This is a genomic window from Nocardia sp. 2TAF39, from assembly GCF_052114905.1.
Taxonomy (GTDB): domain Bacteria; phylum Actinomycetota; class Actinomycetes; order Mycobacteriales; family Mycobacteriaceae; genus Nocardia.
Genome location: NZ_JBFRFQ010000051.1, coordinates 1 through 18,453, shown reverse-complemented (window position 1 = coordinate 18,453; position 18,453 = coordinate 1). Strand labels below are relative to the sequence as shown.

The 18,453-nt window shown below is 66.0% G+C and carries 14 protein-coding genes and 1 pseudogene; 5 read left to right on the top strand and 10 right to left on the bottom strand.

The annotated features are described in order from the left end of the window. The first annotated feature begins 2 nt into the window (after positions 1–2). Together AB4Z47_RS25575 and AB4Z47_RS25570 are read left to right on the top strand one after the other, a co-directional pair. A complete protein-coding gene (locus tag AB4Z47_RS25575; protein ID WP_441954322.1) occupies positions 3–1,241 on the top strand; it encodes a hypothetical protein in 1,239 nt (412 codons plus the stop codon). Beyond that, complete coding sequence (locus AB4Z47_RS25570) at positions 1,238–2,305, top strand: DUF3179 domain-containing (seleno)protein (protein ID WP_441954320.1); 1,068 nt, start codon at positions 1,238–1,240, stop codon at positions 2,303–2,305. Before AB4Z47_RS25575 ends, AB4Z47_RS25570 begins: the two co-directional genes overlap by 4 nt. A 165-nt stretch (positions 2,306–2,470) precedes the next feature. Here the strand turns inward: AB4Z47_RS25570 and AB4Z47_RS25565 are convergent, their stop codons facing one another. Further along, a complete protein-coding gene (locus AB4Z47_RS25565; RefSeq protein ID WP_441954318.1) occupies positions 2,471–4,561 on the bottom strand; it encodes a serine/threonine-protein kinase in 2,091 nt (696 codons plus the stop codon). A gap of 551 nt (positions 4,562–5,112) precedes the next feature. Beyond that, entirely contained in the window at positions 5,113–5,244 is a 132-nt protein-coding gene (locus AB4Z47_RS25560; protein WP_441954316.1) for a hypothetical protein, read from the bottom strand. Positions 5,245–5,443: 199 nt separating this feature from the next. Between AB4Z47_RS25560 and AB4Z47_RS25555 the strand changes: the two genes are divergently transcribed. Further along, on the top strand, positions 5,444–6,742 hold the full coding sequence (locus AB4Z47_RS25555; RefSeq protein WP_441954314.1) for an NtaA/DmoA family FMN-dependent monooxygenase: 1,299 nt from the start codon (positions 5,444–5,446) through the stop codon (positions 6,740–6,742). 41 nt (positions 6,743–6,783) lie between these two features. Here the strand turns inward: AB4Z47_RS25555 and AB4Z47_RS25550 are convergent. The 5 genes and pseudogenes from AB4Z47_RS25550 to AB4Z47_RS25530 form a co-directional block, all read right to left on the bottom strand. Beyond that, a pseudogene (locus AB4Z47_RS25550) lies at positions 6,784–7,035 on the bottom strand (dienelactone hydrolase family protein); the annotation flags it as partial. 66 nt (positions 7,036–7,101) lie between these two features. Continuing rightward, complete coding sequence (locus tag AB4Z47_RS25545; protein WP_441954312.1) at positions 7,102–7,980, bottom strand: hypothetical protein; 879 nt, start codon at positions 7,978–7,980, stop codon at positions 7,102–7,104. Positions 7,981–8,477: 497 nt separating this feature from the next. Beyond that, positions 8,478–9,329, bottom strand: a complete 852-nt coding sequence (gene prcB, locus AB4Z47_RS25540) for a proteasome subunit beta (protein WP_441954310.1) — start codon at positions 9,327–9,329, stop codon at positions 8,478–8,480. 254 nt (positions 9,330–9,583) lie between these two features. After that, positions 9,584–10,909: a family 1 glycosylhydrolase gene (locus AB4Z47_RS25535; RefSeq protein WP_441954308.1), complete on the bottom strand. Its 1,326-nt coding sequence runs from the start codon at positions 10,907–10,909 to the stop codon at positions 9,584–9,586. A gap of 85 nt (positions 10,910–10,994) precedes the next feature. Continuing rightward, positions 10,995–11,792, bottom strand: a complete 798-nt coding sequence (locus AB4Z47_RS25530; protein WP_441954306.1) for a HugZ family pyridoxamine 5'-phosphate oxidase — start codon at positions 11,790–11,792, stop codon at positions 10,995–10,997. Positions 11,793–11,893: 101 nt separating this feature from the next. Between AB4Z47_RS25530 and AB4Z47_RS25525 the strand changes: the two genes are divergently transcribed. Continuing rightward, positions 11,894–12,985, top strand: a complete 1,092-nt coding sequence (locus AB4Z47_RS25525; RefSeq protein WP_441954304.1) for a hypothetical protein — start codon at positions 11,894–11,896, stop codon at positions 12,983–12,985. 152 nt (positions 12,986–13,137) lie between these two features. Here AB4Z47_RS25525 and AB4Z47_RS25520 read toward each other — a convergent pair whose 3' ends face one another. The 3 genes from AB4Z47_RS25520 to AB4Z47_RS25510 form a co-directional block, all read right to left on the bottom strand. After that, complete coding sequence (locus AB4Z47_RS25520) at positions 13,138–14,136, bottom strand: SMP-30/gluconolactonase/LRE family protein (protein WP_441954302.1); 999 nt, start codon at positions 14,134–14,136, stop codon at positions 13,138–13,140. Positions 14,137–14,536: 400 nt separating this feature from the next. Further along, positions 14,537–15,253 carry a metal-dependent hydrolase gene (locus tag AB4Z47_RS25515; protein WP_441954300.1) on the bottom strand — a complete coding sequence of 239 codons (717 nt, stop codon included), beginning with the start codon at positions 15,251–15,253 and terminating at the stop codon, positions 14,537–14,539. Between the two features lie 445 nt (positions 15,254–15,698). Next, positions 15,699–16,358 (bottom strand): AAA family ATPase, encoded by a 660-nt coding sequence (locus tag AB4Z47_RS25510; RefSeq protein WP_441954298.1) that lies wholly within the window; start codon positions 16,356–16,358, stop codon positions 15,699–15,701. A 556-nt stretch (positions 16,359–16,914) separates the two neighbouring features. Between AB4Z47_RS25510 and AB4Z47_RS25505 the strand changes: the two genes are divergently transcribed. Further along, a complete protein-coding gene (locus tag AB4Z47_RS25505) occupies positions 16,915–17,853 on the top strand; it encodes a hypothetical protein (protein ID WP_441954296.1) in 939 nt (312 codons plus the stop codon). The last annotated feature ends 600 nt before the right edge of the window (positions 17,854–18,453 follow it).

The following is an 18,453-nucleotide window of genomic DNA, read 5'->3' as shown; positions in this document are numbered from 1 at the left end:
CCATGGGCGCACACGACCGGCCGAAACAGGCCGCATCCCGTGGCAGGCTTGTGATCTGGGAGGAGTGCGCGCGCGACGGAGCCCAGGCCAAGACCATCATGAGCGGATCCGAACGCGCACTCATCGCCAGTGAGACCGGCGGCATGTTCGGCTCCGAAGGGCCGAGCCAGGTGATCTTCGCCGCCGGTTTCCCCGCGATCGGGCCCGAAGAGGTGCACGCCATGCGGGTGCTCGCCGAGAGTGTCGACAACTGCTCGCTCGCCTCACACGGCCGAGCCACGCGGCACGATATCGACCTCGGCCGTACCGCGCTGCGCGACGCCGCGCACCCCCGGGTCACCTTCTGGATCCCGGCGTCCGAGGCGCTGGCACACGCGCTGGGCATGGCTTCGCGGGCACAAGCCCTCCAGCGGGGGCTCGACTGCCTCGCCTACGCCCTCGACACTTGTGACGGTACCCCGATCGACGTGGCCCTCTCCGGCGCGGACGCCAACGAACCCCAGTACGTCGCGGACGTGGTTGCCGCACTCGACGCGGCGGGAGCATCGATCGTCAAGGTGTGCGACACCGCCGGGCGTTTCTTTCCGCGGCAGACCAAGGATTTCGTGGAACGGCTGTGCGCGGACCCCAGCATCGCGGACGCGGTGGTGGGCGTCCATCTGCACAACGATCTCGGCTTTGCGCTGGCCAACATCATGGAATCGGTGGCGCAAGGCGTTCGTGTGGTCGCGTCCTCCTGGATGGGCTTGGGCGAGCGGAACGGGCTCGCGGCCACCGAACAGGTGATCGTCGCACTCTCCGGCGTCGTCTGTTCCGTGAAGAGCGCGGTGGGGGAGCCCGTCGACCTGTGGGAGCAGCCCCCCGATCTGCATCGGGTCGTACCGATCGCAGCGAATGTCAGCCGCATCACCGGGGTGCCGCTCAAGGTTACCGACCCCATCTGCGGCACCGGCGTGAATTCGATCTCCACCGGCACACCATTCCTGGATCGGGGTGTGTTCCGTCCCTTCGATCCGATGGAGGTGCTCGGAGTCGAGCCGCGGATCGAGATCACCCAGCTGGCCAGCAAAAGGGTGCTGCAGGCGGTGGTCGCACAACACGGCATCGCCCTCACCGAGGGCGAACTCGACTCGGCGTTGCGCTGGGTCAAATCCGTTGCCTACGAGCGCAATGAGTCGATCATCGACAAGGAAGAACTGTTCGCCTTCCTCGGCAGGAACGATGGCGGTGATTCCCGATGAGCCGCGGCGACGGCTTCTCCCCGGCGCGGAAGCGGCCGTGGTTCCTGCCGCTGAACAATCCGCCGGTCGTCGATGCGAACCGCGCGGGTCACATGCGTGACGACGATCCGGTGGTCGGTGTGCTCGTCGGTGCGCAGGCGCGAGCCTATCCATGGTGGATCCTCGCCAACCACCACCTGGTCAACGACACGTTTCTGCTGTCCGCGGAGCCTGAAGGCTACCTGTGGACCGAGGCGATGACCGGCACCGGTGAACCGGGCTACCCGTGGTTTCCCAGCACCCCCGTGGTGCTGAGCCTGTGCGAGGCATGCAGTGCGACATCGGCGTTCGTTCCGATCCCCGACAGCCCCAGCGCGCAGCCACTGGTATTCAGTCTGGTGGAGCGAACAGCCGACAGCCCGTACCGGGCGCTCGGCACCTTTACCATCGCCGATGTCGAAACGCACAGCCGCTGGCATCCGTTCACCGGCCGCGCGCACAGCGGACCGCTCGCGGGCGCGCAGCTGCACCGGCTCCCGGCCTTCATCGACCACTGGGGTTCCTGGTCGCGCGATTTCCCAGCGACGACCGTGGCGCTGGCCGGTGACGAGATGCGCACGCGCCCGCATGTGGCCGACCTGCCCGGCGTGCTCGATCCCGACGCCGCCCACACCAGTCTGCGCGAGGTGCGCCTGCACAGTCCCGCACTCATCGACCACCGACTGCCGCCCGCGGAGCTGGTCCTGGGCGCCGGTGACGCGGCCACGGGCGCCGCGGTCGCGATACCCGTGGCGGCACTGCGTTCCCACGGTGGCGTCCTGCAGACCGAACTCGCCGGGCGACCGTTGCTGTTCACCCTGGCGGGTGACTTCCGTGGGCTGGTCTTCGAACGCGAGCTGGACGGCGCTGCTGTCGAGTTCCGCCCCGGCAGCCTCGTCGACCGTCTCGGCGGCACCTGGGATCATCTCGGCGCCTGTCACAGCGGTCCGCATCTGGGTCGTCAGCTGTCCCACGCCCCGGACGGTTATCTCTCGAAATGGTCTGAGTGGAGCCTCGCCCACCCCGGTGCCGACATCATCGGCTGACGCACCCGCCTGAACCGCCAGGGCGGCTCCCTGTGCGAGATGCCCCCGAGCGTAAGCGTATTCGGGAAACCAGCCGCTCAACGCCCGGTAGGCAGCCCCGCACACGCTCTCCTGATTCCGGGACGATCGAGTCGGGGTCTCGGGGCGCTTCGAGCCAGCGCAGCCTCAGCGTTGTGAAACCGCTGGCCTGAACGCCCCCGGCTGGTGGCCGACCGAACCGACCCGCCGCATTTCGACGGTAGCGCGGCTGGTCGCGGGACACGGGTCGGCTATGTCGCGGACCCATGTGCCGGTAAGGAATTCGGTGGGGTCGGGCCTCGCATCGGACGGGAACAACTCCCAACGAAATGTCGCGTTGGTGTGCGGCTCGTTCGAGCCGACGTAGCAGGGATAAGGACTGTTGTAGCCGGTCCGCCATGCCCCGCCTTCGAACACGAGCAACGGAGAAAAGATGGTGCGCGGATCTGCGCGCAGATCCGCGTGCGTCGTTGCGGCGCAGCGGTCGCCGCCGCGCACACAGATGGTTTCGTATTGTTGCTGGATCTTGTCCGGCGGTGGGGGGTTGGGAACATCCGGTGTCGCAGTGTAGGTGACGGTCACGTCGTAGGTGCCGCTGATCGGCGCGATGGTCGGGGTATCGACGCGGGCGGAGACGGTGTCGGGCGGGACGACGGTGACATTCGGGTCGACATCGCCGAGGCGGGTGAGCGCCATCCCTGCCTCTTGGGTATATGCGCAGGGCCCACCACCGTAGCCGAAGTAGGTTCCGGTCCACGGCGGGGCGCCGAATCGGAATTGGACTTTTTTCCATACCGGGGCGACTTGGGGCGCCTTGGTGATCGGACTTTCGCAAATGGGATCTGGCTGGGGCGGTAGCTCTTTTGTGGCCATCCACGTGCCGTCGCGATAGTCTGCGGTGAACTGGGTCGGGAGCTTCTGCGGCTCGGCCGGGTTCTGGCTGGTTATCGAGGCTACACATCGTTCGCTCTGCGGTGGGCAGTGCGATCGGACCGACCACACCCGGGTCTCCTGTGGCCGGTCGTCCGGCTTCCCGTTCATAGTTCGGGGCGTGTAGGTGACCTCGTACCTGCCATCGAAGGCGAGCTCGGGCTTCGAGCGGTGGGTCAGCTGCCAAAGTCCCGCCACCGTCGCCGCGGCGATCAGCACGGCAACCACAGCCACCGCTGCACGGATGACGGGCCGTTTACGTCGCGGCGGTCCGGGGCCCCCTCGTCGGATCCTCTTCGATTCGGATCGGATGGGCTGCAGGCCACCGAGGTGCACGGAAGGTCCGGCGTCGACCGTAGACTTTTGCTCCGCGTCCTGTTCTGTGGACGGGACCGGCGGCGGCGTATCGGGCCGAGCGCTGCGACCTTCGAAGCCGGGCTTCGGGATTGATGGGGGTGTGGTTGTGCCGGTACTTCCGGCGATAGCTGTGGGGCCGGTGGTGAGGGCGCGGCCGGCGGCGGCGGCCAGCTCTCCGGCGGTCGGGTAGCGGTCGTCCGGGCTTTTCGCCATGCCCCGTGCGACGACGTCGTCGAATCCGCCCGGCAGGTTGGGTCGCCGCAGGCTCGGCGCCGGGGGGTCGGCCGTCAGGTGTGCCGCGATCTGTTGCTCCGCGCTGTTGCCCAGGTAGGGCGGGATCCCGGTCAGACACTCGCACAACACGCAGGTGAGGGCATACACGTCGGAGCGGGCGTCGGCGACACCGGTGGTGAATCGCTCCGGAGCCATGTAGGCCAGAGTTCCGATCATCGTGCTCGTGCTGGTCAGCGCGGTAGCATCGGCCGAGCGGGCGATACCGAAGTCGATCAAATACACGAAGCCGCTGTCGGTGATCAGCAGGTTGGACGGTTTGACGTCGCGGTGCACCAAACTTTGAGCGTGTGCCGCATCCAGCGCCGCCGCGGCCTGGGTGATCACCGCAACCGCCGTCTGCGGCTTCATAGCACCATCGCGGATGAGCACGGTTTTCGCGTCGTCGCCGTCGATCAGGCGCATATCCAGGTAGAGGTGGCCATCGATTTCGCCGTAGCTGTGGATCGGGACCACATGTGGTTCGCGCAGCTGCGCGGTGTCGTGAGCCTCGCGCCGGAAGCGCTCCCGGAAGCCGGGATCGGCGGCACAACGTTCGGGCAGCAATTTGACCGCCACAATCCGGTCGGTGACGGTGTCGTAGGCCCGCCATACCTGGCCCATGCCACCCTCACCGATCAGCTCCTGCAACCGGTAGCGGCCGAACGCTATGCCGTTCACCGACCACCTCCCGCACGGATGGATCGCGTTTCCTAGGAAGGATCCGCATCGTGAAAGGTCGCATATCGATCATATCGGCCCCGACATTCCTGGCGCATCACCCTGTAGGCAAGGCGATCCGGTACGGGACCTATCGCGGGATGCGCGTTGCGGCCGTGGATGGGTTCGTACCGGATGCCTCCGGAGACGGACGCCGATCGCCGTGTGCTGGGGCGGCCTCAACCCCAGCCAGCGGCGTTCCCGCAGGCCAGGGTCGTGACCTTGACGGAGACCGGGGCGCACGCCCAGATCGATGCGGCTGTAGGCGGCTTCTGCACGGGGAGCCCGAGCTGGCGATCGAGCTCGTCGACTCTGCTGCTGGGATGCTCGTGATCCTGGACCGGGGTGCCGCCGGGGGCGGCACCATGACGGGCCTACGCCGGGGTTGGCGCGCCCCTGCTCGTCCGGGCGCGTTCGGTTGTGGCGGCCCGGACGATTCAGCACCTGCCGGACGGGCTCGACCTCGCCCGGATGAACCCGGCCGGGCAGAAGGGCGCGGCAGCCGGGCCACGTCAACGGCCGTGGAGTACCAGGTCGACGGTGGGGAGGTGATCAGGCTGCTGACCGACCTGCTCGACGTCGGCGGTGCACGCCGCCAGGGGCCTCGCCGCCACCACGGTCGTGACATAGCCCTGCCCGGACATCTCGACGAAGCTGCCACAGCGTCGAAGGCTTTCACACCGTTCACCTGCCTCGGCGCTCTCAGCCGCACTGGTGCGAAGCGCGACACTTCTGACGAAGGGTGGACTCGGCGACGCGGGTGTCCCGATCCGGTTCGGCCGGAAAGGATCACGCTGATCGCAACCCGGGGACGCAGGAGCAGGCGCGGGTAGCGTCAGCGCCATGGGCAATGCTGGCGTGCGCCGCCGACCGCTGAAGACCGTCACGGGCGTCAGCGGTGCGGTCAGTGTGTACGCGGCCGCGATCGATCCCGACGTGTCCACGGTGGCGTCCTCGATCGAGGTCGCGAAGATTGCCGAGGAAAACAAATTCGACGCCCTGTTCGCCGCCGACCTGCTGAGCTTCGGCGCGCAGGGCGCGATCGGCGCGCAGGAGCCGCTGATCTTCGTGTCCGCGCTGAGCGCGGTGACCTCCCACATCGGGCTGATCGCGACAGTGACCACCACCTTCCATCACCCTTACAACCTCGCGCGACTGTTCGGCACGCTCGACCACATCAGCAACGGACGCGCGGCCTGGAACGCGGTGACCTCGTCGGTGGGCGAGGAGAACTACGGCGACCAGGAACTGCCGAGCCCCGAGCAGCGCTACGCACGGGCGACCGAGTCGATCGAGGTCGTCAACGCCCTGTTCGACAGCTGGCAGCTGGGCGCGTTGACCTCCGACGGACATGGCGGCGCAGTGCTGGACGCGGACCGGGTCCAGCCGATCGACCATGCCGGGGAGTACTTCACCGTACGCGGGCCGCTGAACATCCCGCCCTTACCGCAGCGCAGACCGGTCCAATTCCAGGCCGGACAGTCCGCCGGTGGCGTCGAGCTGGGCGCCCGGTTCGCCGAGGTAGTGTTCACCTCGCTGCCGACCCTCGAAGACGCGGTGACCTACACGAAGCGGATCCGTGCCCGCGCGAGCGAACTCGGCCGCGCCGAGGGCCTGCCCCTGATCATGAGTTCGCTCCACGCAACTTACGGCGCCTCCGAAGCCGAGGCCCGTCGCCTCGCGCGAGAACAGCAGGAGGCCACCGACTTCGAGGCGGGACGAATCGCCTTGGCGGACATGCTCGGTGGCGGCGTCGACTTGTCCGGGCTGCCGCTGGACAAACCGATTCCGGAAAGCCTGCTACCAGACGTGGAATCGGTGCACCGCAGGCGTGGCCGCGTGGAGATCTTCTCGAATTTCGCGCGCTCGGGAAAGACACTGCGAGAGTTGATTCTCGCGGCCGAAGACACCGGCCACTGGTCGGCGGTCGGCACCCCCGAACAGCTCGCGGACGCCGTTGCGGAGCGCTACGACGCAGGGGTTCTCGACGTGATCTCCCTCGGCGGCCTTGCCGATCCCCGCACCCGTGACTTCGTCGTCAACGGGCTCCTGCCCGAACTGCGCCGCCGGGGCATCGCCGGCACCGACTACGTCGGCGCGACCTTCCGCGAGAACCTCGAGTTACCGCCGGTGCCGGAATGAGCCGTCCCGCCATCCCGAACACACGAGGCTTACATCAACGCTCAGGCGTGCAGCTCGGCAGCATGGAGGTCCGTCGAAGCGGCCCAGTGGCGGCGGTCGGAGCCGGAATCGTAGGTGGGATTGTCCGTGGCAGCGAATCCATATGCGGCGAAATAGATTTCGATCGTGTGCCGCACACCGGCACTGGCGATCGCCGCCCGCACACGCTCGCGCTGTTCGGCGGAGAATACCCGGTCATCGGTGGCTGCGGCGACGAGCACTCGCGCGCTGATCCGGTCGGCGAACACATGAGGACGGTGCGGGTCCGCGGCCGCCGCGAGGGTGCCGCCACAGACATGGAGGCGGCACCCATCACACTGCTAGCCGATGAGCATCGGGGTGCGGGCGGCCCCGCGGTCGGGTGTCTCGTGCAGCGGCGAGGCCAACGGATTCCGGACCCAGGTGACGTTGGCAACCACATCGTCATCGAAGACCAGCTCCTCCCACAGCGTCTGACCGCCGTCCGGTTCCGACGGCGCCTGCTCGGCGTGTGCGTCAACCACGGCTGCGGTCTGCGAGGTCGGTTGTGGTTCGGCGACACGCCACAGCAGGTTGGCCGCGTACCGGCGGGTGCCCTGAGCGAGCGCGGCGACCGCGGTGGCGCAAGCCGTCAAGCCGCCGATCAACGCCGCGGGAGTCAAGCCTGCGCTGGCGATGCGATGCGTATCGGCGTCCGAAGCCGTGGACGCGCCCAAGAGCCTGTCCATTATCGAGCCGAACCCTTCTTGCTGGACGGTCAGGCTGCGCAGTTCGGGGCCCTTGGCGTCGAGGTACATCAAGATGATGAGGACCAGAAGCGCCACGGCCGCACTGGAGCCCATGATCAGAATGGAGAGCACCTCGGTGCGCAGCCGCCGGTGCGCCACCACCGCGAACACGGTTGTCACCATGGCGCCACTCGCCAGCAAGCCCCAGACGCCGGTGATTTCCATGTTGCCGAAGCTGGACACCCCCCAGTCGCCGTAGCTGGCCGAGTCATCGACGCCATTGCTGGTGACCCCGTTCACCCGGCCGAAGGCGTCGGCGGTGACCTGGCCGCCCGAACCGGACGCCGTAAGCCACGGCTGGAACAACAGGATGAAGGTGACCACGCTGCCGACCGCGGCAAACAGATAGCCCCAATTCGATCCACGATCCACCTCGCGTGGCGGCACGCCGGGTGTCAGGCGGCCGGAATCCTGGTTCCGACGGGATCGCACATCGTTCACTTGCCAGGGGGTTGGTTGTACCATTTCTCCAGTTTCGACAGTGCCGCGTGAATTCTTCAGCCGCCCAAGGCAATAGCATCAAAAGAAGGAATTGCCCAGAGGCTGGGGGGACGTGGCTTTCGGTGAGGTGGAATTCGAATGGGCGGCATCGACCATCGATGAAAATTACGGTAAGTGCCCAGAAGGAACGGATCAAGCGTGATCGATATCCCATGCGTTGCCCCCGGTCCCGGGGCCGCGGGTGACCACTGTGACCCAACCGGCCGGTAACTTTTCGCCGGTGTCCCTGATCTTGGCTTTTATCTTTCACCTCGGTTGCGAGCCCTCGCTATGCGAAGTGTGCCAACGGCGCCAATTCAGCGCGCAGCGCAATTCCTGTGACACGCTTAACATGTCAACTTTGCGAGTTCGATCACATTCGCGCTCGGATAACCGGCCCGCACGCGGCACCCATCAATCCTGGTCGATCGACCAGCCTTTGAATTGCCTCACGCGGAGCGAACGCCGCGAGCAGTCTCTTCCGCAGCGGCACGATCGTCGATGATCGCACGGGCGATCTCCGCAAGACGATCGCTGCCGACCTCGACGGCACCCTCCGCATCGACCACCACCGCGGTCGGATAGATATCGCGCAGCAGATCCGGACCGCCTGTGGCCGTGTCCTCGTCGGCCGCGTCGAACAGCGCCTCTACGGCATTCCGCAACGCCCCCTGCTCATCGATATCGCGACGGTGGGTCTTCTTCAGCGCCGACTTCGCGAACAGCGAACCCGAACCGACCGCCGTATAGCCGAACCGTTCCTCGTGATAGCCCCCCACCACGTCGAAAGACACAATCCGCGCCGCCTTCTCGGGATCGGGGGCGTCCAGGTCGTAGCCGACCAGGATCGGGACCACCGCCATGTCCTGCAGGGCGGCCGGGAGGTTGTCGCGCACCATCTTCGACAGTTTGTTGGCCTTACCATCGAACGTCAGCGACGCGCCCTCGATCTTCTCGTAATGCTCTAGCTCGACCGCGAACAACTGGATCATCTCCAGCGCCATACCCACCGTGCCCGCGAAACCCGCCGCTGAGTAGGTGTCGGTGATGAAAACCTTCTCCATATCGCGGGTCGACAGCAGATGCCCCATGGTCCCCCTGCGGTCACCGGCGAGCAGCACACCACCTCGATAACCGACCGCCACGATCGTCGTCCCATGCGGCGCGATGTCCGCACCGCCGATGCCGACGCCGCCGACACTGTTGTCAGGCAGCAACTCCGGTGCGTACTTGCGCAAGCACGCAGAAAAGGACGCCGCCGGGTAATCCATGGCAAGCGGAAGGTGGCTGTCGGACCTCATGATCACCTCTCCGGGTGGACCGTGCACCACCCGTGCACGCGACACGTTGCTCTCAGTCGACGCTACCGCAGCCACGCACATCTCTCACCAGGTCGGCCGTCGGCGCACCTCCGGAGTTACCGCGAACTCCACCCGCCACGGTGTCAGTGCCTTCGGTCCGCACGCGGACCGACTCGACAACGCCCCATCCAGCACGGCCAGGATGCCTCGACCGGAGTCGCGGCGCGCGAGCCGCAAGCAAGCTCGAAACCCATTCACTTCTCAGTGGATCCATCCTCCGGGCACGCTTCCGCCGCGTCGATCTGTAGGCAGGGAACCGGGGCGCGGGTCGGCAGATAATTCGGATCGACCCCACCTGCACGGATAAGCCGGGCATACGCGTCGACCGCGTCGGTCGGGCGGCGAGCCAACGAAGGATCGGTCAGCACATCGACCGTGTAGAGACCGAACCGCGGCGCGTAGGAGCCCCACTCGTAATTGTCGGTGAGACTCCAGTAGTTGTATCCGATCACGTTCATGCCGTCGGCCCTCGCGCGTTGCAACCAGTACACCGTGTCCCGCAGATGATCGGCACGGCTGTAACCGTCCGGACGAGTCTGTCCGTTCTCCGTCGGGATGCCGTTCTCCACCACATACAGCGGCCGATCAGGGAACTGACGCGCGTAATGTCGCAATGCGTAGTAGATACCCTCCGGATGCACCGGCAACTCCCAGAGCGGCGGACCCCCCTCGGCGCCGCCCTGCGCCGACGCCCCGGTCTCCGGCAACCGAGCGAAATAGTAATCGACGCCGACGAAATCCAACTTCGCCGCGATCCGATCGACGATCGGCTGATTGACCTCCGTCTCCGCGCCCGCCACATAACCCAGATTGCTGGTCACCTGCGCGTCCGGCTGGAACTGGTGGATGACGTCGTAGATCTCGTTATGCGCCTGCGCGATCCGATCCAGCATCACCGGCGCCTCCTCGGCGCTGATCCCGCCGGTGCGCAACTCGGTCCCGACATACGCGGCCGGCTCGTTGAACGTCACCCACAGCGGATTACGCGAGGCATAGCGGTCCACCACCTTGCGCATGTTCGCCAACCAGTCCTCGACCATCCCCTGGTTGCGCCACCCACCGCGCTCCAACGCCCACCCCGGATACACCCAATGATCCAACGTCAGCATCGGCCGCATACCCGCCGCGACGATCCGGGCGATCACGTTGTCATAGAAACCGAACGCTGCCTCGTCCCAGGTATCCGGCGCCGGCTGCACCCGCGCCCACTCGATACCCACCCGGTAGACCTTCACCCCCAGCCGTTCCGCCAGACCGATGTCGGTGATATACCGGCGGGTGAAGTCCACCGAATCGTGGTACGGGTCCGCCGTCTCACCCGAGGCGACATAACGCCTCCAGTTGCTGTCCGGCGCATGCCCTTCGGACTGGAAACCAGAAGCCGACACACCCCACAGGAAATCCGCACCCAGCTTCGGCGCATGCCCGGGCGGCTGAGCAGAGGAAACACCGGACACCACCAACACGGCCGCCGCGGCGGGCAGCGCGGCCCACCCGCGTCGGCGTCTGCGTGTATGCATCGCGGTAGCGTAACTGGCAGATTGCTGAGCTCCGTGTGGAACCAGTCGTGTCGCCGATCGCAGTACCGTCACGATCCGCGTGCACTCAAGCCCGCCGCGATCGCCGCGCCAACTCCACAGTCGTCTCCCGCAACTGACCGATCGAACCAATCGGCGCCGCATAACCGACCCTCGTGCGCGCCACACCACGTGGCGTCACCACCCGCAGATCCAACCCGTAGCGGTCGGCACGCTCGCAACTCGCCTCGGTCGAATCGGGATAGCCGCCCAACGCCCGCGCTATGTCGAGCAACGCGTCGGCATGATCGTCGTTCAGATGCTCGATGGCAGACGCCGCCACCGGCGCCACCGGATCCGGCTCAGCCGCCGCATAGTGCTCGGCGCTCGCCGAATCCATCCGCCCGTAACCGCCGACCCAGCGCACCCGCCGCACCCGCAACACCCACACCGAGAAATCGCTGTAGTCGATATACGTCCTCGCCGCCGGAACCGCCGCGAGATGCGCCTCCCGCGCGGCTACCGCTTCCACCCTTACCGGACGCTCCACCACACCCGACAGTGTGATCCTCGTACCTGCGAGCGGGTCCGCCGGAGGATCCGGCGCCACGATCGCCAGACTCGCCCGCGGATCACCGGCCACATTGCGGCCGTGCTCGGCCAGTCGCGACACACAAAGCACCGGCTGCCCGTCCAACAACCCATAGGTCACCAACGACGCCCACGGCGAACCGTCCTCGGCAAGACTCGCCAGCGTCGCGGTATTCGTCGCCGCCGCAACGGTTCTCGCCTCCTCCGCCGGCGAGGGACGAGCCGGATTCAGCAGCGGCGCGAGCGGCCGCGGAACCGAAGGCGCGTCGCCGGGATCACCGTGATCGAGAGTCATACCGCCATCTTCTCAGCATGCCCCCGGGAAACGCCGCACGTCGCCGCGGGGCCGACCCGCTTGGCCGCGCGCATCCGCCACAGATCGAGCAGACTTGCCGGGTGACCCGATACGCATTCGATGCCGACCGCACCGCCCTCGTCGCCACCTGGGCAACCGGACGAGGCGACCTCGCCCAGTCCGTGGCCACACTGCCCCCGCAGGTGACCACCGACCAGGCCACCGATCTGGCGTCGAACCTCACCACACTGTCGCGGTTCCAGTGGCGCACCTACACCCACCCGGCCAGCGCCGCCGGCGACCCCGACGTTCCCAACAGCGAGGCGTGGCGTCGCGCCGAGGAACGCAGGAACTTCAAAGAAGTCGAAGCCGCCTTGCGCACGCCCAACCTGCCCACCGAAGAAGGACTGCTCGTCTCCTATAGCGGCGTCGTCGAATCCGCACACTGCGTTGGACGCACCCTCCACGAGATCGGCGATGGCACCCTGCGCGATACCGTGCTCGCCGAGGTCCGCACCGAGCAGGCGGCCATCGAATCCGCCGAACGCGGCGACCTCTCCGGCCGCGCACGCCAAGCAGTCGAACTATCCCGGCCCGATGTATCCCCGGCCCAGGTTCATGCCGCCGACGCCCTCCTGCGTTCCGACCCGCTCGGCACGATCGAACTGTTCACCGAACTCGATCCCGCCTCCGCCTCCGTCGCCGCCGCCCATTGGCTCTACGCGGCGGCCGAAGTGGCGGGGGAGACCGCGAGCGTGTCGACCACCGATGTCGTCGCGGAAGCCGACGACATCGAGGCGCTCCAAGTCGAGACCCCCACCCTGGTCCTCGAACGGCTCTGCGCCGGAGAAACCCCGACCGACGTCGTCGTCGACCTCATCGCCGAAGCCATGGCGGTGCACGAAGGCCGCGTACCCGCGCCTTGGGGCCTCGTCGCGCGGGTCGCCGACATCGAAGCGCAGGCACACAAATTCGGCGTCGACGCCGACACCCGCGACGCGATGCTCGCCGGCTTCCGCATCAGCCGCCTCGATCCCGCGCGCCCCGCGCTCGACCTCCTGGAAGACCTCCTCGACGGCATCCGTGGCTGCCAGCTGCTGTATGCCGCGCATACCGACGACGCCGACCCGGAATCCCAGTTCGCCGCCGACGTCCGTCTCGAAGCGGACGCCGACCCCGAAGACCTTCTCTGAATGACGAACGGGAGATGATGCGCAGCGAATCGACTACGTCCAGCTCGGCAGGGACTCGGCGGCCGATCGGGCGGAACAGAGGACTGCGCTTCGGTCCTGGGGCAGGACAGTAGCCCCGTAGACCGCCCCGTGGTTGAGCAAGGGGCGCCGGCTCAGGGCACCCGCGACACAGCCACTGCCGACTCGGTGAGGCTTCCCAGATACAGCACACCGTCCTGCTCCACCACACCGGTCACCATCGAGTAGTCAGTGCCCTCGACCTGGAGGTCGTGCACGACCTCGCCCTCGAAATCGACCGCTGTTACCCAGGCCGTTTTGGCCGGTTTGGGCTGTATCCACTCCGGAAGCGTCCATACGATACGGCGCAGAATGCCCGGCAGTGGAAGAAGGCGATCCAGCAACGTATTTCGAGGCGAGGGAAGAGTGATCCAAAGCAGACCGTCGCTGCCGAGGCCCATGTTGTCCGGGAATCCCGGCAGGTTCTCGATCAGGCGATCGCACGTTCCCGCCTCGGACCCGGTCAGCCAGTAGCGAGTCACGCGGTAGCCCCCCGTCTCGGCAACTACCACGCAGGAACGGTCGGGTGCGAGAACGACGCCGTTGGCGAACTGGAGGTCGTCGATGAGGGTCTCCACCGTGCCCGAAGGGTCGCGGCGGAATAGGCGACCGGTCCCGGAATGCTCCAATATGTCGCCCATGTACTCGTCGAGGGAGTACCGGCTCGACGACGAGGAGAAGTAGATCGTCCCGTCGGTATCACGAACGACGTTGCTGGCGAACCGGAGTCGTTCACCGTCGATCTCATCGACCAGTACGGTGAGCTTGCCATCAGGGGCCAATTCCAGAAGCCCTAGCTCGAAATCGCAGATCAGGATACGGCCGTCGGTGTCTGCGTGTAGGCCGAGCGGGCGGCCGCCGGTGTTCGCGAGTTCGCGCACATCGCCGGTCGCCGGATCGATGCTGAGGATCGCTCCGTTCTCTGTACCAGCGATCAACCTGCCCTCGGGGGAGAGCACCACATCCTCAGGCCCCTTGCCGGGCAGCTCTACTCGCTTCACTGCGGGAAGAGGTGGGACGCTGCGGGTTTGGCGTGCACGGGCCGGGGCGTGCGGAGGAGTCCAGCGCTTCGGCCGCATTATCGATGCGAGCATGGAATCAGGGTAGCCGGGGGAGTGCGGGGTTCCGTAGGAAACAGTGCTAGGGAAGGGGGTGGCTCCTGCGGTCTAGGTGGCCCGAGGTGGGCGAAGCCCGGTGCGGGGGTTCGGTAAGCGGGCGACTATCATGTGCTTACGTAGATATGCGCATTGCAACATGTATCAACATTCGTACCTGGTCACGTCTAGTCCAGGGTCACCAAAAAACGCAAAGAGGCGAGGGGGTTGCACACTCGGTCGTGCCAGCGCTGGGGCGGCAACTCTTGGGTTTCACTCGAAAGATCGTCGCCGAGGAACGCGTCGGAGCGTCGTGGGAATTGCCTGGCCTCCGGCCGGAGGGATTCATCAGTCATCGAGTCGTTCGGCGATAGAGCACGCGTCCGCCGACGCCACGGTGTCAGGGCTGGTGTGTGATCGTGTACCAGAGAATAGCCAGGGTGCCGAGCGTGAACAGCGGTGACACAATCCAGATTTCGACCTTGTTGCCGGTTCGATCGATGATCGGAAAGCTGACGCGGATGTCGAAGGGCCAAAACAATCGGCATCCATGGTCGGTGAGGCAGTCGCCGATCAGGTGAGCCAGCGCGCCGAGGCCCACGGCGAATGGCAGCCATACCGGCTTGTCCGCGATCCAATGGTCCATCGCGAAGGTCCCCGCGGCGGCTAGGACGACGATAGGTCCCCACGCCTTGAATCCGTTGCCGGACGGACATAGGTGCAGTGCGCGGACAGCCAACGCCAGCAGGAAGAAGACGAGACCCAGGGTGAACCATCGTCCGAGCCAGTGCTCGCCTGCCCACGTGCCGTAGGCGACTGCGGCGACGAATGCCAGGGAGTGTGTGGCGTGCCGGTGCCCGCCCGAGATCCAGGAGATGAGCTTGCACGCGGCGTGCGTGATCGGACCCAGTGCGTGCGCAATCGTTCCATCGGGATGGTCCGCGTCGGGGAGCAGTGCGGCTCCAGCGGTGAGGAAGACCCCGAGCAGCAGGTCGACGACGCCGAGATGTCCCGTGGCATCCTGCAGGGCTGGATAGGTCAGTACCGTAACCGGCAGCGCCGCGGCAGCCGCCGACCAGGCCAACGCGCCACTGGTCGCATGTGAATGTCCAAGCACCGGTCGAACATTAGTTCAACCCCGTATGGGCATGCGAATGCCGTTGCGCGACGGCGAAGGCGAGTGGGTGAACTCGCCGGCCCGGCTGTTGACCTGAGTAACGCTGGCGCCCTTGGTTGTCTCTCGTGTCAGGGGCTGGGGGAGTGGCGCGGAAACCCGCAGCGTGCTTTGCGTGTTACTGGTGCTGCGGTATGGGAGGTTGGAGAGGTGGCGACGTCGCGTTCATCGATCTGGATGTAGACGTTCCTCTGAGCAGTCCGAAGTGTCGGATGCGGCAGCCGATGCTTGCACCGCTCCAAAGATAAAGCATCTGGATACGTACATCTGCGCATATACGCATGTATAACACTCCTCTCGAATCGGCCGTATTCGAATAGGACCCGTTCCAAACCGAACTGCATAGACGCTCAGGGAAGGCCGCGAGCTGGAGACAGTCGATTTCGCGCTATAGCACGTCATCGATGACGACCGTCGCTGCCGCCATGACCTGCCGGGCGAGGTCCGCGCAGTCCACCGGCACGGTGGTGTCGACGGAGACGACGGGGGTGAGGGCGATCGGTTCGGCGAGTCGCGCCCAGCGGTTCCAGTCGTGGGCGAGGTGGGCGTCATCGTGGTACAGGGCGGCGCGGGTACGGCCGCGGTACCGCGCCAGTGCGACATCGGGAGGGACTGCACACCACACTTCGACGGCTCGCGTCGCGCCGGAGGTGCTGATTCCGTTCGCGGCGAACCGTGCATCACGCGGTTTGAACCACCAGGAGTCGACCACTACGACGCCTGGTAGCGCGGCACTCAGCGCCCATACCGCGTCCATCGCGATCGCCCCGAGATTCGGTAGCACAGACGCCTTGTCGAGCCCGTAACCCAACGCTTCCTTGATGATGTCCTTCGAGATAAGGTGCGCGCCGAGCTCCCGCGCCAAGGTCGGTGCGAGGGTCGACTTCCCGGAACCGGGCAGTCCGTTGATCAGGATGAGCAGGTCGCAGATGGTGACGAGACCTCCGGTGCGCGCCGAATCGATGACAGGGAGAAACCTTATTGCGCAAGTCGATTCGTGCCCACCCGGCGGGGCACGGCGCCGGGTAGCGGAATCACCACTGATCACCGGAGAATGTTGAACAGTTCGAAGATCCGTAGAGGAGCAGTGCCGTTGCGAGGCCGGGCCGTCAACCCGGAGCAGAAGTACGCGCTGATATCGCCAAAGGATTACCAGCGGAAAGGCCGACTTGCTCGACAAACTTCTGCAGCGATCATGCCCAATTCCCGGACTCCGCAGTCGATCTGAGCACGCACGAGGCCTTCCGCATCCTGCCTGCGACTGGAACTCGTCCACCGCGACATCGCCGCACTCGCGGGCGGGGCGAGTGCTCGACTACTTCCCAACTGTGGGGAACTTTTTTGCGCGGCCACGCTTACGCTGCATCGCGTAGCGCGACCTCATCGCGAGCCTGTGACCCGACCGCGCACCGTCGCCTGTCTTGCACCGTGCGGGACGGTGCGTGGCGACAATCCGGTTTCGACCAGGTCGGCTCGACCAGCGGTAGGCGATGTGTAGGGAGGTTACGGTGGGTAGCGGTCGCGGGGTTCATCTGTGCGGCAGCGTTCCGTTGGGGGATGCGCAGGCGGTGTTCTCGGAAGCAGCACAGCGGATAGGTTCTCGATTGAAGCGCATTCCGGATGGTGAGACGGGAGTGCGCGACAACTGGGTGGTGTGGCAGCTGCCCAAGATGCAGGCACACCCAGACCTGGAGACCGTTCCGCCGCCGAGCCCGGAATACGGGCCGAGTGAACGAGTGCAACCCAAACCGGGCGTCGACGCGGCATCAATCGACTTCGGCCCCTTGGGCTATGCCGACGCCGCCCTGGAGTCATGGCAGGTCTTCCGGCGGCTGCGGGAGGACGGCGTGATCCCGCGGGGCACGCGATTTCAGGTGTGCCTGCCGACGCCGATCGCGGTGATCGGGGCGTTCGTTGCGGGACCGCAGGGGGAGTTGGAGGCGAGGTACGAGGCGCAGCTGCGCAGCGAGTTGACCCGAATCATCGACGGCATCCCGACGGAAGACCTTGCGGTGCAATGGGATACCGCGGTGGAGTTCGCCATCTTCGAAGGCGTGTTCCCGTCCTGGTTCGGTGGCGACTATCCGACTCAGCTCGAGGAAGTCGCGCAGCGGCTGGTCCGGTTGGGCGCCTCGGTGCCCGAACCGGTCGAACTCGGATACCACCTGTGCTACGGCGACTTCGGCCACCGCCACTTCGCTGAACCCGCCGATACCGGGCGGCTGGCCTCGGTCGCGACCCGCATCCTTTCCGGGCTGGGCAGGCGCGTCGATTGGATCCACATGCCGGTCCCACGGTCGCGCACCGACGCCGACTACTTCAAACCCCTCGCCGATCTGTACCTGCCGTCCGAAACCGATCTCTATCTCGGCTTGGTGCACGCCAGCGACGGTCGAGCTGGCGCAGTGCGCCGGATCGAAGCCGCCCGCACCGCCGTCGCGGACTTCGGCATTGCCACCGAGTGCGGCATGGGCCGCCGGCCAGCCGACCAGATCCCGGCGCTGTTCGATTTGCACGCGGAGCTGGCGGACACACTTTCCTGATCCGGAACTGCGGGGCGCCGATCGGCATGGTCACAGAGGGCGCTTACATGCACGGCACCCCGTGAGTTGATACAGCTCACGGGGTGCCGCACGAGGCTGAAACGGAGACATGAAGTCCTGCACGAGCTTCTGTCGTCGACCCCGGGGGGCTGCCCGTCGTCACCATTACTTGACATAATGTTGATTATCGGCGGAAGAACCGGCCGAGTTCATCGGCGACATCGACTTGTGGGACATGGACTCTGTGTGTCGTGATCCCAGGGATGGTGGCCAGTAGTTCCGGGGATGTTTGGCGGTGTCGTGTTGATTCCTTCGTGGGCTGTCGTCCTCGCATCGCCTGCGAATTTCCCCTGCATATTTATGCGTCACAGTGACGGAATGTGACATAGAGTGCCTTATGTTGCGATTGATGTGTAAGTATGTCCGGGAATCCTCGAGCTGGCCTTAGGCGCAATACCGTTCAGTTAAGGTCCGTTGATTGTGAGTTTCGGGTCGTGAGTCGGTTGCGGGTGCTGGGTGTGATGGGTGCGTTTTGCTGCCCATTTGAGGATTTTGCGTTTGACGACGCGGGGGTTGGATCGTCTTCGGCGTGCCGGGTTG